Source organism: Methanosphaera sp. BMS (genome assembly GCF_003268005.1).
Classification (GTDB): domain Archaea; phylum Methanobacteriota; class Methanobacteria; order Methanobacteriales; family Methanobacteriaceae; genus Methanosphaera.
Genome location: NZ_CP014213.1, coordinates 1,388,741 through 1,404,862, shown reverse-complemented (window position 1 = coordinate 1,404,862; position 16,122 = coordinate 1,388,741). Strand labels below are relative to the sequence as shown.

Genomic DNA, 16,122 nt, shown 5'->3' with positions numbered 1-16,122 from the left:
TTTTATAAAATGTTGTATAAGTTTAAATACTATGAGATTAAATACTTGTATGGTCAAGGTGATGTTGTATGGATTCAAAAAAATTTAGAAAAGTAAACGTAAATAAAAAACATAAGAGAAGAAAAAAAGTAACATACAATAAGAAATACATAATATACCTGATAATGATAACAATAGGAATTACAGTAATAATGGGACTTATAGGAGGTTTAATATTTAGAGTTCCGGAAGATACCGAATTGATTAAACCGGAAATATTTGACATGAATCCATATGGATATGAATTTAATAAAGATCTCTACGGATATTGTAATGCAACAGATGAAAATGGAAATACAAGAACATATTATTTCACACTAGAACAGATGGCCGCATTATACACATCAAGTGGTGGAACATTCAACTTCACGGATGGAATATATGTCGCAGTAAATAACTCGACAAGCAGTTATAACATGGTAACTGATATCTACAAGAAAAATGGTGCAAAGATAATAAAACCTCATGAATACAATGAATATGAATTTGCTGAAAATTCACGCTTCTTGGGAAGAAATCAAACATACTGTGCAAGAGGATTTGGATTTTCAACTGATGAATATAATGATAGTGAATTCTAATTCACTCATCAGCTTATTTTTTTTTTTTTAATCATTAGTATCTTATTCTGATAACCCTAAGACATCAATACTGATGAATTATCAACTTCAATATTTTTAGGTTATTTTCATTAAATTCTAAATACCTATGAATAGATTATATAATATGAAATATAAACTTATTATCATGTTCAATGAAAGAGAAAATACTGAGGAAAAAATATTAAATGCCACGTTTAAAATTCTTCAAAAAGAGGGTGTTAATAAGGCCACAACTAAAAAAATAGCTGCTGAAGCCGGAGTCAATGAGGTAACTATTTTTAGAAAGTTTGACAATAAAAAGAATCTGATTGAAAAGACCAAAGATCATTTCCTCAACATGTTTATAGATAGACTACGTGGTATATTCTATTTTAATGGTGATGAGGACATTGAGGAATATATTAAAGGAGCATTTATGGGAGTCTTAAATCTATCCGATAGTGACTTCAGTATTCTTAAGGTTGCCATGGAAGAAGTTAGGGAAATTCCTGAGAGAAAACTTTTACTTATTCAAATAACTGATGTCATCCTTGAAAAGTTGGAGGACTTTTTCAAATTACAAAAAGAGAAGGGTACTGTTAGGGACATTGATCCTAAGGTAATGGCGGTTATGTGTTTTAGTATAATCTTCCAATCAGTCATATTAAGAAAAGTTTATAGTCTAAGTCCTGATTATGAATTGGATTACTACTCCGATAATATTTTTGATATCCTCTTTAATGGTATAATGCCAGAATAACTCCATATTTTTCCAATTTTATCTTTTTTTTATTAAGTAGTTGTTATTTAATCATGTAAGTAAGTACTTACTTTCATATTTCGTTTATGCCCCATTTTTTCAGTAATATCTATTAATAATTCTTTATTTATCAAAAACAATGGAATATGCTCTTGATTCATGGTAAAAATTTCACTGCCATGCGTGCATATCCTGTTCTATTTTCTGGTATTTTAAATGTTTCCAATATTTTTCTTGATTCATTAATTTTATATTATAACTTACTTGTAATCTCTGATTATTTATAAACTTGTTTATTTCCCTTTGATTTGCTATTAAAAATGTAAGTGAGTACTTGCATTCGAAAAGATTCATATACATTGTTGTATATAATAATTAGTAGAGGAAAATATCTTTTATTATATATAAACTTAGAGGAATGATAAAAATGAAAAAATTACCTTAATCCCAATATGTTTAATAATAGCATTATAGGCGTAAGTTGTATAATCAGCTGGAAGTTTAACAAACATGGGCGGAACAACGCATCAAAAATAATTCAACTAAATGTAAATGAACTAATAACATTAGTATCTTAAGATTACTCAGCCTGTGAAACTCAAAAAAAAGAGTAAATCCAATGTGTGGAATACTAGGAAAGAAAAAAAATAATGGATAACGAATCAAACGTCTCAAAAAAACCTTTAATGCCTCCAAATTTATAGGTCGATGAGAAAAAATAAATTTCTTCCATATTCCTTTTTTAAATGAAAAAATCATAAATTATAAGGAGAATGATTATGAAAAGCAAAATATTTATTATTGCAGTGGTATTATTTGTTCTTATAAACATCACTTGTATAAGTGCGGTTGAAAACACGCAGACAATATATAATTCGACACATCATAATACATGTGACTTCACAACACTAAACAATAATCTTAATAAAAACACAACAACTAATCAATTGAACAAGAATTACATATACAACTCCTCCAGAGATGATGGGTATAAAAGTGGAATTCTAATAAACAGGAACAATTATGTCCTGGATGGTAAAAGTCATGTTATTGACGCAAAAAACAATGCCAGAATATTTAACATAACATCAAGCAATGTAACACTCAAAAATATCCGATTTATCAATGGAAATGCTACAAATGGTGGTGCAATATACTCAAAGTATGGATTGAATCTGATAAATTGCTTCTTTGAAAACAACAATGCAAATCAATCAGGAGGTGCAGTCTTTATTGAAAACGATTATTCAAAATCTAAACTAACATCCACATTCATAAACAACAATGCAAATAATGGTGGTGCAATATACTTCAACTCCACGACTGAAAAAAATTCTATCAAATCAAAATTCAAAAACAACACCGCAACAAGAGCAGGTGGTGCAATCTACTTTAGGGGAACTTCAACAGGCAACGAATTCAAGTCCGGATTCTACAATAACACGGCCTTGGAAGCAAGTGGAGGAGCAATGTTCTTCTACACCTTAAGTCAACAAAACATATATAACTCCATATTCCAACACAACATGGCAATGTACGGTGCAGGAATATTCTTCTACAACCAGTCAAATAACAACATCTTCAACAGTACCTTCAAATATAACACTGCAAAATCCTGTGGAGGATCCATATTTTTCTATAATAAAACAAACAACAACACATTTGATGGAATTTTTAAAAACAATACGGGATTAACAGGAAATGGTGGGGCAATAACATTCAAGGATGAATCCACAAATTCAATATTTAACTGCAACTTTATAAATAACCGTGCAGGAGAACATGGTGGAGCAATAAATTTCCGTCAAACACCTCATAATATAACATTTAATGGAAATTTCACCAATAATCATGCAAGATATGGTGGAGCAATCAACTTCTTTGATTCATTGGATAATATTATATTCAATGGGTCATTGACAAGAAATCATGCAACACAAATTGGAAATGGGATAGCTTTTACTAAAGAGTAGTAATTCGCGTATTTCATTGATATTTTTTTTAATTCTTTTTTTGAAACTTCTACAATATTTGGAGTTTTTCAATAATACTCTTTTTTTGTTGCAAATGGACTTTATCCTTTATCATATTGTATTTATTTGTCATGGTACACGAAAAAACAAGTAAATTTCATCAAAAAAAAGATAATTAGGGGGATTAAATAACTTTTTTTAATTATCATAATCTGCCAATCAATTTACCAACGTCAATTTAGCAGTATCTTCTGCCCGCTTATATTCATCTGATATGAATACGGCTGTTATTGTATAACTTTTTGCTTTAAGGCCGGTTATTGTATAATTAACTGATACTTCACCATTGGAATCTAATATTGCATAGATGACTTTTCCATTTTCATCCTTAATAGTTTTGCCGTTTATCTTGAAAATTACCTTACCGGTAGTCATAGGAGCATATCCATCAGTCACAGTAGCTTTAAACGTGACATTGTTTCCTATTTTTACACTTTCCTCAAAGGGGGTAAGTTTAATGTTTGAATCCTTTTTTGGAATATATATTGTTGTATTGTTTCTTACAGATGGATTCACGCTGCTTCCAGAATAAACCGCAGTTACTGAAATGATATTTTCCAGCCAAGTGCCGTCAATGTCATATAATATGCTTGCAGTTCCATCGACGACTTTGACATAAATTACTTTGCCGTTGGCATCTTTAAGTGTTTTACCATTTACCTTAAATGCTATTTTACCATTGGATACTCTTCCACTTGATCCGTAGAGCGTAGCAGTCAGGTTAAGTTTGTCTGAAACCGTTGCTTCAACGTATAACTTGGCAGTTTCAGGATTGCATACGGTAATTTCAGTACTATTTGTCACAATACCATACTCATCAGAATAGAATGTAGCAGTTATGGTGAGGTCACCTATTGGCAGTATTCTTGTAAGTTGTGCTTGTGAATCACACACATCCACTCTCACAATATCATCACCTATATTGAATGTCACGTTTCCCGTATTTATCGGATTGTCATGCTGGTCTACTATCTTGGCAACAATATTACAAGGGTTGTCGTTTTCTATTTCCAGTTTAACCTTTGCAATTTTCTTTGTAGTAAAGGCTTTTATACAAGCAACCTGTGAGTAGTATGAATGACTGTTTTCATAGTCACATCTTAGATTATAGAAGTCCGTCCAGTTGACTCCATCATAACTTACAAAGGATATGTTCTCTTTGTAGAGTAACTTGTTCAGGGATATGTTTTCCGAGATAGGTACTGCTGATTCATTTATCTGTGTTATCTTGAATACAACTTCAAAGATGTCATCGGGTTGTAATAATATCTTCCGGTTAAGGTCAATGGTGTAGTATCCTGCATTTGTGATTCCCTCCTGTATGGCTTCAAGTTTATTGTTCACGTATATTGATATTTCATAGCTGGTATTGTTTCTGAAGTATGTGGATACAGCTTCCAGGTATTCCTCATCTGTTGCGGTGAATATGTTCTTGTACCATGCACTTTCATTTCTGCTTAGGAAATAATCTGTAGTGCCGGGTATATCATATTGGTAGTTTTTGTCATAGCGGATGCTATCATTCAGGATAAAGACGTATTCAAATGAATTAATTGCACATGTCGTATCATAATATGAAACGTAGTAATATCCGTTTTCACCCACATTTGTACCCCAGCTGTTTTTTATTATCCATGCACCATCACCGGGTGCTGTGTTTCTAAAGTTGTTCCTTGAGTAATTGTCATCCCATCCGACAATGCTTACCAGATGGTTCTGGTCTTTGCTGTTGTAGCAGTAATAAGATGAGCCTTTCTCGAAAGTATTGTACCATCCTATACGTACTGCAACCGATCCGTACGTCATCAATGCCTTTTTAATGTTATCGTTGTCGGTATAACTTTTCCTGTCCAGGAACAATATGTTTTGTACGTGCATAATGCTGTTAAGTACGGGGGACAATACTAGTCCTGACATGTATTTATCGTCAACATCATTGACCGGGCCAAGCCAGCTTGTCAGATAACCCAGTGGCATTGTATCGGATCCACCTGTATTGGTTGGGATATTCCATCCGTAATCGGAGTATAATGCCATGATGTTTTTCATGTTTTCCTCCGAGAAGTCATATGTAACATTTGATGCCTTCAATATGTTTGATTCAAGGGTAGCCAGTATTGCAAATGCCCAACAGTTACCGTCACCTCCCTGATTTTTTACCGGTGTTACAAGGTTTAACTCCCTTAAATCATAACTGCTGGGTAAATCACTAATATTTTCGTATATCGATTCAAGTTTAAATAGCGTGTAGTTTTCATTGCCGATAATCATGTTGGGTACGCTGATTATGTATACATTATCTTCGGGATTTATGGATAGATTTCTGAAGGTATTTGAATCCAATATGGAATTTGTTATGTTGGATGTAATTGAATATATGTCTGTATATCTATTGGCGGTATTGTCCTGGAAGATATTTTGTGATATGTCCGTACTTGTCATGTTATCAATTACTAATGCACCACCCTCGGTTGCACTGTTGTTTTCGATTGTTGAATTAATCAGGCTTAATAATCCATAGAATCCATATATGGCTCCTCCATCATAGCCTGCATTATTATTTTTAAGAGTAGTATTTTTTATGCTTAGATTTGTGTTGAGTGATGTTATGGCCCCACCGAATCTGCTTGCACTATTGTTTAGCAATAGTGAATCTGTTATTGTTATCGTGGAATTGAGTGAATATATGCAGCCTCCATTGTATGCAGTATTGTTTTCAAGCAATGAGTCGTTTATTGTTAGGTTTGTATTCTGTATTCTTATTGAAAAGCTATCTTTGGTGTCGGTGTTGATGAATACACAGTTATCCATATTAATATTTCCGGAGCTACTTGAGATGGTACTGGATGTTGAGTTAACAAAACTCGTGTTTATCATTGTAATGTTATTGTTATTTGTTATGCTGCAATTGTTAAAGGTCAAATTTATTGTCGTCATTAACTCTTTGTTGGTAAGTAGAATATTGGATAATATTGTGTTTTGTCTGGATTGTCCTATAAATGTTACATTATTAATGGTTTTTCTACTTGAAAGGGTATAATTGCCGTCACTTAGATGGATGTTTGAATTACTTTCAATTCTATTGGTGGTTAACTTCTTATAAGGGTTTGATAGTGATCCATTTCCATTATCATGTGACAGTGATGCATTGAAGTAAATGTCCTTGTATTCGGGAGAACTTCGTAATGTTGGCAAATCCCTGACATTTTCATCGGTTATCTGGCTTTGCAGTGTATCATCACTGTATGATGTCTCGGTGCTATTTGCAAATGATACTGGTATTATGATGGATAGAAATATAAATATCATTATGATTTTTAATGTTATGTTGACTTTTTTATTCATAATAAACTTATCCTCTATTGTTTAATTTAATATATTTGACAGTTCAGTCATATTGTGTTTAATTATATGTCTTTAAAGGTATTTATTAATTGGTTATTAACTAGAAAATATTAGATATGATTTCTAATCCGGATATTCATGTTTTTTTTAAGTACAGGGGTGGTGTGATTAATTTTTTCATCAAATTACTGTAAAATCATCCGGAATAATTATGATGTAACAAATAACAATGTCTTTAACATCAATAGGATAGATAACGTTACATTTAAAGTCAACACTCTCGCTATGGTTAAGTTGGAGAAAGTACATTCGGTACATATGGATCAGATAATTCAATAAGTAGGATTGGAAATTTTCAAATTAAAATCGTTAAACGTTATGTAATGGTTGATCATTAGATTGAAATACCATTATCTTCAAAATAGGCGTTAAGAAGGGATAGGTTATATGTGATGTCTGTAAAGGATATGTTGATAAATTTTGTGTCATGAAAAAAGTATTTTATATTCGAAAAAATCTCTTTTTTTTAAATATTTTTGGTAAAATATTATTCTAAAATTTATAAAAATTTATATTATGATATGGACTTTATTCACATGGTAAAATTTTATTTTGAGCATTTAAAATTATAACAAATCCCTTCAAAAATTCCCTAAAAAACAAAGTATATTAATTATAATCTACATAGATAAATATCAAGCGACTAATTGAATGATTATTGGAATCGTAGCAATAATCATTACAAAAAACACAATTTAACTATGAAAAATCATTATAATACTAGCGATAAATCATAATAATTCATAATAATCTATATTAAGATATTAACATTGATTACATTAATGCATTTTCATGATAAAACATTAATCTTTCAATTAGAAGCTAACCTTTTAAATAGCTTTTGTACCAAACTAATTAAAATGTTTAAAAAAACAATGTTTAATAGGAGTCACATAAAAATGACAACAAATATCAAGCATTGTCTATTATTACTTAGTGTGGTATTTATCCTATTATTAGGAGCTGCTTTTGTGTCGGCTACCGATACAAACAACAACACACAGGTAATAAAAGATAATAATGTGTTATCCACACCCTCCAATTATGATGTGGATAATGTGGTACAATCCGATTTGGCAACTGCTAAGTCGGATGCAGACGTAGAAAAAATATCAAATACAAGTGAAAACACAAATACAGAGACGACAAATAAACTAACAGAGAATTCAATAATAACAAATGATAGCAATATTGCAACAAGCAATATTAATAAAGATATTGAAAAAACTATTAAAGGTGACGGAGAAGGTACTTTTACCGAACTACAACAGCTAATAAACGGTAACACCGCATATGCCTTAGATAAAGATTATAAATTCACAGTAGGTATTGATGATCAAGCAGGCAGTACCCTTGCAGATGGATTACTAATCACCAAAACCTTTACCCTTAACGGTAACGGACATACAATAGATGGAAGCAATCTTGCAAGAATATTCCTGATAGACGGTGAATCCATTACTGTAAATATATTAAATCTTAATCTAATAAATGCAAGTGCACCCTCAGATAGTCTTGAAGGATATGGTGGAGCAATATACTATGCAGGACATGATGGAATATTAAACTATATAAACATCACAAACTCCAAAGCCACAGACGGTGGAGCAATGTATATACACGCTCAAGAAAACATGCCAACAATTCTCAAGAACATCAATATAGAAAACTGTTCAGCCGAAAACGGAGGAGCACTATATGTTGTAACTCCAACAGCACTTGATAACATCACATTTATCAACAACAATGCAAGTACTTCAGGTGGAGCAGTATATGCTTATACTGATGGTACCGGCCGAGGTGTTGATAACATGGTATTTATTAACAACACTGCAGGTAGTATGGGTGGTGCAGTATATATTCATGGAACCAACATAGGAATAACCAATGTCACAGCAATAAACAACTCCGCACAAACAGGTGGAGCATTTTATTGGACTGGAAAACATGGTAAGATTGATAATTCCAATCTAAGCTATAACAATGCTACCTATGGTGGAGCTATCTACTGGTCCGGTGAAGACGGAGACATATTCAATTCCAACTTCACAAACAACAATGCTACCATTGGTGATGGTGGAGCAGTAATGTGGGTAGGAGATATAGGTATAATCGTAAATTCAACCTTTATCAACAACACTGCAGCTGGTCGTGGAGGAGGTATCTTCCTTACTGGAACAACTGAATATCCATCTGAAAATACAAGTGTTATAAACTGTACCTTCAAGTATAATCATGCACATCACAACGGTGGAGCAATTGACTGGGCAGCCGGTTCACACAACGGTCAACTAATCAACTCAACATTCGAGAACAACACAGCTGATCGTAGTGCCGGTGCTGTATACTGGAATGGTCATAACGGAACTGTAGAAAACACCACATTCCTATATAACCAGGCTTTCGGAACAGTTCAGGAAACAACAGATCCTAGTGGAACAACCACTTATCCGACTGCTGGTGGAAATGGTGGAGCTATTACATGGACAGGAGCACTAGGTTCCCTATACAATGTAACAATAATCAACAACACAGCTAAAGTAAACGGTGGAGGAATAATGTTTAATGATGGAGTTGACCTTATAGTCAACAGCTCCAAAATAATAAACAACTCCGCTGGTAACAATGGTGGTGGACTTGATTGGAGAGAAGGAGCTTCAAACGGTTTTGTAACCAATACAATATTTGAAAACAACACGGCAAATCGTAGTGGTGGAGCTATCTACTGGAATGGATACAATGGAACAGTAAAATCATCCAACTTCATAAATAACCATGCATTAGGTACAGATAATGCCACAACAACAGGTGGTGACGGTGGAGCTATAATATGGACTGGAAGTAATGGTACTGTAGTAAACAATTACTTCAGAAACAATACTGCCGCCTACCGTGGAGGAGCAATATTCTTCACAAAACAAGTTACTGATGTTGACGCTGAAAACTGTACTATAAATAATTCAGTATTCATCAACAATACTGCAGGATTAAACGGTGGAGCATTGGACTTCTTTACTGGTTCAACAAATGGTTATATCATCAATTCAACATTCGACAATAACGTAGCTAATCGTAGTGGTGGAGCAGTCTACTGGAACGGTTTCAACGGTCACGTATACGATTCTAAATTCAATGACAATGAGGTAATTGGAAATGTGGATAATGATCCAAGGCTGGTAAATTATCCTACCAACTATGAAGAGGCAGGATTGTTTAACTATTCAATTTCCGGCGGAAACGGTGGAGCAATAAACTGGATAGGCAGTAACGGTACTCTTCTCAATTCAAACTTCACGAACAATAACGTCAGCAAGTTTGGAGGAGCAGTATTCATTCTAAGAAATGAAAACATTACAATAAACAATTCCCTCTTCGTAAACAACACTGCAATAGAAGACGGTGGAGCAGTAATGGTTAACCTATCAGCCAACAATACAAAGATTCTTAACTCACACTTTGAAAACAACACAGTTAAAGGTATCAATATTACAAACTCATCAGGAACGTATTATTTCGGTGATGGTGGAGCAGTATACTTTGGAAGTGGCTCTAAGGATGGATTAATCGACAACTCCACCTTCGTCAACAATAGTGCAAACGCCAATGGTGGAGCAGTAGTATGGACTGGTGAATACGGAAACGTAACATCATCTAAGTTCTACAACAACTCAGCACCATACGCTGCAGGAGCACTTAGATTGGATGGACATCACTTAGTTGTAAACGACTCAGTATTCGATGGAAACTACGACCCACAGGGAAACTACTCATGGGGTTCAGCTATATACTTAACTGGTAACAATACCAACATCACCAATTCAAACTTCACAAACCAACATGGAGCTAATACTGGTGGAGCAATCGCTATTGACGGTTCAAATGAACTATTGGAAAACAACACATTCATCAACAACTCAGCATTTATTGGTGGGGCAGTTCATTTGGAGAAAAACGAGAACGTAACAATCAATAACTCCCTATTTACCAACAACAATGCAACACTTACTGGTGGAGCTATAAACATTGATGACGATGCTAACAATACTCAAATATTAAATTCCAATTTCACTAATAACAAAGCAATTGGATATACTGTTGGTAGTCGTGATTATGGTGATGGTGGAGCAATCAGCTTCGGAGAAGGTTGTAATGAAGGTCTTATTGACAATTCAACATTTACAAACAATTCCGCATATGCTAATGCAGGAGCTGTTGATTGGAAAGGTAACAATGGTGTAATCAATTCATCAACATTTAGTAATAACTCTGCAAAATGGGCTGGTGGAGCCGTTCGTTTCGAAGGAAATGATGGTAACATTACTTCATCTTACTTCCAAAATAACACAGCAAACAACACTGGTGCAGCATTAAGATTAGATGGAAACAATTCATTTGTGAATGCCACGGTCTTTGATGGAAATTATGATTCTAGTTCAACACCATATGCATGGGGTTTAGCAATATATATTAAAGGAGATAATGCTAACATTTCATACTCCAACTTCACCAACAATCACCGTGGAGATGGTGCCGGAGCAATATATGTACAAGGTGCTAATGCCACAATCGATTATTCAAATTTTGAAAATAACACTATTTCAAATAATGGTGGAGCAATATATCTCAATGGTACAAATGGTACTATATTAAATTCAAACTTCACTAATAATATTGCTAACAATACTGGTGGAGCAATATATGTTAATGGTACTAACGGTACTATTGACTTGTCAAAATTTGAAAATAACACTGCTTTAAAAGAAGGTGGAGCAGTATATGTTAATGGTACTAAGGCTATTATATCAAATTCATCCTACACAAATAACAGGGTTGTTGGATATAAAGTCGGTAGTGATACTTTTGGTAATGGTGGAGCAGTATATTTAAACGGTGCTAATGGTACAGTTTTAAATTCAAATTTCACTGAAAACGTTGCCGGAAAAGGTGGTGGAGCAGTATATATTAATGGTATTTATGGTAAAGTTTCAAATTCAAACTTTACTCTGAACAATGCTACAACTAATGGTGGAGCAGTGAATATTAAAGGAGGAAATGCTACTGTTGAATATTCAATTTTCGAAAATAACAAGGCAGCTAGTTCAAGTGGAGGAGCTATCTACATTTATGGTGATAGTGCTACAATTTCTTATGTAAACATGACTAGTAATTCTGCCGGTAATGGTAATCAACCTGGTGGAGATATAGCTTGTAATGGTAAATTATTGAATATTAATTATTCTAACTTTAATTCAAGTATAGGTTCTAATGGAGGTTCTCTGTACCTGTCTGGTTCTAACAATGGTAATATTACTGGTTGTAACTTTACTAATTGTTATGCACAACTTCTTGGTGGTGCTATTTCCTGGCAAAAAAGTGAAAATATTCAATTGAGAGATTCATATTTCTATAACTGTAGTTGTGGTAGAATTCAAGCTTCAACTGCTACTGGTGATGGTCATCACGGTGGAGCAATTAATTTCCAAGGAAATACAGGAAACCTTATAGATAATTGTACTTTTGACACTTGTTTCTCTGAAAAAGACGGTGGAGCATTTTTCGTTTCATCATCTACTTCAGTCGGTTCTCAAGTATCAAATTGTACTTTTATGAACTGTTATTCAGTATTCCGTTCTGGTGCTGCTATTTGTTGGAAAGATAATAATGGTTTACTAATAAATAATAAGTTTATAAATTGTTCTTCTATGTCAGCAGATAGACCAGAATATTCTGGACAAGGTGGAGCAGTCTATTTCGAAGCTGCTAATAACAATTTGATAATTAATAATAATTTTACGAATTGTTCAGCTCTATGGGATGGTGGTGCCATTTACTATCGTCATCACACTGGTGGATGTTCAAATAACACCCATATCAATTGTACTTTTGAAAATAATTTTGTTGGTAGAAATGGTGGAGCATTATATCTTTGTACATCAAATAACACCTATGAAAACTGTGTATTTATAAATAATACTGCAAATGGTACTGCTGGTGCTATTTATTATAGTTATTATTCATCCTATCCTCAAAAGAATGGACTTATTGTAAGAGATTGTGTATTCTCTAACAATACTAATGCAACAAATGCTGGATTCATTTATATAAGTGGTCCTAATGTAAACATTACAAACACTACTTTCTATAATGGTTCAGCTACAAATGATGGTGGAGCATTATATATTAACAGTATAAGTAATTATAATATTACTAACAACACCTTTGATTATAACAATGCATCCAATGGTGGAGCAATCTATATAAATGCTCCAGTAACGTTAACTGACATTAACTTCACTAATAACCTGGCAGTAAACGGTGGGGCATTATACATCACCAAAAATACAAACCTTACTGATTGTAACATTACAAACAACAATGCTACAAACGGTTCTGGTATATATGTAAACGGTGGTACAGTAAGACTTACAAATATAAGGCTTCTAGACAACCAGGCACACAGTGCAAATATCAGTGCCAATAAAAGGGAATATGTTGATGGTGACACAAAACATCTACTTGGAGTATTCCTCGGTTGTGACAACTACCTAAACGGTATATACGTGCTTGGTGGAAATGTCCTTGGAGTAAATGTACTATATCTAGGATTAAACGGTGTGGTTAACATAGATGATGTATCAGCTACTGTTCATTTGAATGAAACCTACCAGAACGTTACACTAGAAGTATATGATAGGAACAATCAACTCAAATACAATATGACTACCCTGACCGATGAATTTGGTAACTATGAATTTGAATTCCCATATGATCCTGATGACAGTTTCAGATTATATCACTTGGAAGATGACTATTACACATACATAGTAGATACATTTGACAAGTTAATCGCTAACTTAACGGTAAATGTAACAAACATCACCTATGGTGAAGAAGAAATCATAGTAATCAGAGTAAATAGGACATCAGATGATGATCCATTACCAACAGGTAGTCTAACAGTATACCTTAACAGTACCCTTGAAGGATTTGTCAATCAGACATTTGAAATAGGGGATATTGGTGATGGAGTAGTTGAAATATCAACACCACCACTGAACTTGTTAAGTGCAGCAGACTATGATGTATATGTAAGATATAATGGTGATGGAAGATACCTATCCGAGATAGCAACTGCAAACTTCACAGTATCCAAGGCTCAAAGTAAGCTTGACTTTGATGTAACCAACTATACCTACAACGAAACAGGCGACATCAGCTTTGACTTAACTGGTATTGAAGATAAGCCAATGGCAGGAACAGTTCTTGTTAACATAACAGGACGTGAAAGTGATGGTACAATCTATTCATGGAATGATATTGAATTAAACATCCAAGTAAACGATGAAAAAGTAACTGGTAATGTAATAGAATTACCAATACTTAATGCAGGTGAATATGAAGTAACAGCATTCTATAATGAAAGCCTAAACTACACCTCAAATACTACTGTACATAGATTCACGGTCAACAAAATTAATCCTGTAATTGACCTTCAGGCTGTAGATACAGGTGATGAAATATACAGAATAGATGTTCATGTAGAACCTGAAGTATCAACAAACACAGTCAGAATAATTGTAGTCAACCAAACCAATGGTGTATTCTTGGATCAATCCTACACTCTGGTTGACTCAAGAGCATCACAGCTAATGGATGCACTACCGGTCGGAACATATAATGTAACTGTTAACTATTATGGGGATAAAAACCACTTCGAAGGTTCAAACAAAACCCAATTTGCAGTAACCATCGATAACTATCCAATAAATATCCAATTGGTCAACATGACCTATGGTGAAACCCAACTAATTAACATTACAGTACCGGCTGCAAGCAACCTTAACAACCTTGAAATCAAACTCAACGATACTGTATTAACAGGATACACCATAGATGAGGATGGACTAATCCAAATCGATACGGCAAGCTTAACAAACATTGTCAGTGACGGAAAACTGGTAGTAGGCACATACAATTTAACAGTATCATATACCGCCGATGAACACTTCCGTTCAAACTCAAGTTCAATGTCATTCAATGTTACAAAAGCAGATCCTGAAATTGTCATTGATGTGACAAATATAAGTTATGGACAAACCGAGACTGTTACAATCAGCACTACAAGCTATAATGCCAGTGGTGACATAACAGTTGAAATCATAAATTCAACAGGTGATGTCATTGATACAAGACAATACACTCTTAAATCAGGCAATCCAGTTGAATTTGACTTAACCGAGTATGAACCAGACACTTATACTGTAAAAGTCACATATGAAAATGATGATAACTACAATGATTGGGTTGTTTCAAATGAATTTGTTGTAAGAAGACAGATTATTACAATCAATGAACTATCTGATATCTACGTGACAGAGTCACAGATGATGATAGGTAGAGTAACTGATGGTTATGGTCGAAGTGTAACCGAGGGTAGTGTAAACATTACACTCAGCAATGGAACAAACATTACCTGTCCACTTGATTCAACAGCTATGTACCTAATTTACCCCGTATTCGATAATAATGGAACATACATTGTGAACGCTTCCTATATCCTGAATGATAAGATAAGAGCTACCAGTGAAAACAAAACGTTTAACGTGCTTAAGATACCTACAATTACAACTGTAAATGTTCTAAACACTACAATAGGACATGTATCAATTGATGTAGTGGTACAGGAAAACGTTACTGGTAAATTCACAAATTATGTCCAGGATGGATTTATCAATGTGACAATTGAAGGAGTAAATGGTGGAAACCCAGTACAATATCCTATAATGGGTATTAACACAACAATCCTGCTTGATGATATAGATGTAGTCGGCAGAGTAAACGTGAATGTTGCATTCAATGAAAGTAACACTCATCTAAACAGTACTGGACGTAACTATTCTGATGTTTCTCAAGTATTTACACATATTGACGTGGAGGCTATTCCATCAAATATGACAATAACTGTACATCCAGATCCAGTAGTAAGTGGCAGTGACGTTGTAATAAGTGGTAGGGTATACGATGAGGCCGGTGTGGAAATCACCGAAGGTACCGTTGACATAACAATAGGTACTGAAGAATTCACAGGAATACCTGTAACCGCCGACGGATACTCAAAGACATTCATAACAAGTATTGTTGGTATAATACCAGTTGAAGTACACTTCAATGGACTAACCGATATTAACGGTAACGTCAAGGTACTTGAATCAACGAATAATACGACATTTGTTGTTGAAGTAAACAAACACAGAACCAACATCACAATAGACCCACTAAGTGGAATAGAAATTAACAAGACATT

The 16,122-nt window shown here is 33.9% G+C and carries 5 protein-coding genes (1 of these 5 running past the window's edge); 4 read left to right on the top strand and 1 reads right to left on the bottom strand.

Going from position 1 to position 16,122, the window contains the following annotated elements:
- Positions 1-68 precede the first annotated feature (68 nt).
- The 3 genes from AW729_RS04855 to AW729_RS04840 all read left to right on the top strand — a co-directional run bounded on the left by AW729_RS04855 (position 69) and on the right by AW729_RS04840 (position 3,353).
- Positions 69-620 (top strand): hypothetical protein, encoded by a 552-nt coding sequence (locus AW729_RS04855; RefSeq protein WP_112124048.1) that lies wholly within the window; start codon positions 69-71, stop codon positions 618-620.
- A gap of 145 nt (positions 621-765) precedes the next feature.
- On the top strand, positions 766-1,380 hold the full coding sequence (locus AW729_RS04850) for a TetR/AcrR family transcriptional regulator (RefSeq protein WP_162685798.1): 615 nt from the start codon (positions 766-768) through the stop codon (positions 1,378-1,380).
- Positions 1,381-2,159: 779 nt separating this feature from the next.
- A complete protein-coding gene (locus AW729_RS04840) occupies positions 2,160-3,353 on the top strand; it encodes a hypothetical protein (protein ID WP_162685797.1) in 1,194 nt (397 codons plus the stop codon).
- Positions 3,354-3,572: 219 nt separating this feature from the next.
- Here AW729_RS04840 and AW729_RS04835 read toward each other — a convergent pair whose 3' ends face one another.
- On the bottom strand, positions 3,573-6,758 hold the full coding sequence (locus tag AW729_RS04835) for a C1 family peptidase (RefSeq protein WP_112124044.1): 3,186 nt from the start codon (positions 6,756-6,758) through the stop codon (positions 3,573-3,575).
- Positions 6,759-7,717: 959 nt separating this feature from the next.
- Here AW729_RS04835 and AW729_RS04830 point away from each other — a divergent pair.
- Positions 7,718-16,122: the 5' portion of an Ig-like domain repeat protein gene (locus AW729_RS04830; protein WP_112124043.1), read on the top strand. It continues 21,088 nt past the right edge of the window; the window shows 8,405 of its 29,493 coding nt (coding positions 1-8,405); its start codon is at positions 7,718-7,720; its stop codon lies off the right edge, out of view.

What these genes read in the sequence shown, in the direction of transcription:
- AW729_RS04835 (WP_112124044.1), bottom strand. Translation starts at nt 6,758, where the DNA reads ATGAATAAAAAAGTCAACATAACATTAAAAATCATAATGATATTTATA.
- AW729_RS04840 (WP_162685797.1), top strand. Translation starts at nt 2,160, where the DNA reads ATGAAAAGCAAAATATTTATTATTGCAGTGGTATTATTTGTTCTTATA.
- AW729_RS04855 (WP_112124048.1), top strand. Translation starts at nt 69, where the DNA reads ATGGATTCAAAAAAATTTAGAAAAGTAAACGTAAATAAAAAACATAAG.
- AW729_RS04850 (WP_162685798.1), top strand. Translation starts at nt 766, where the DNA reads ATGAAATATAAACTTATTATCATGTTCAATGAAAGAGAAAATACTGAG.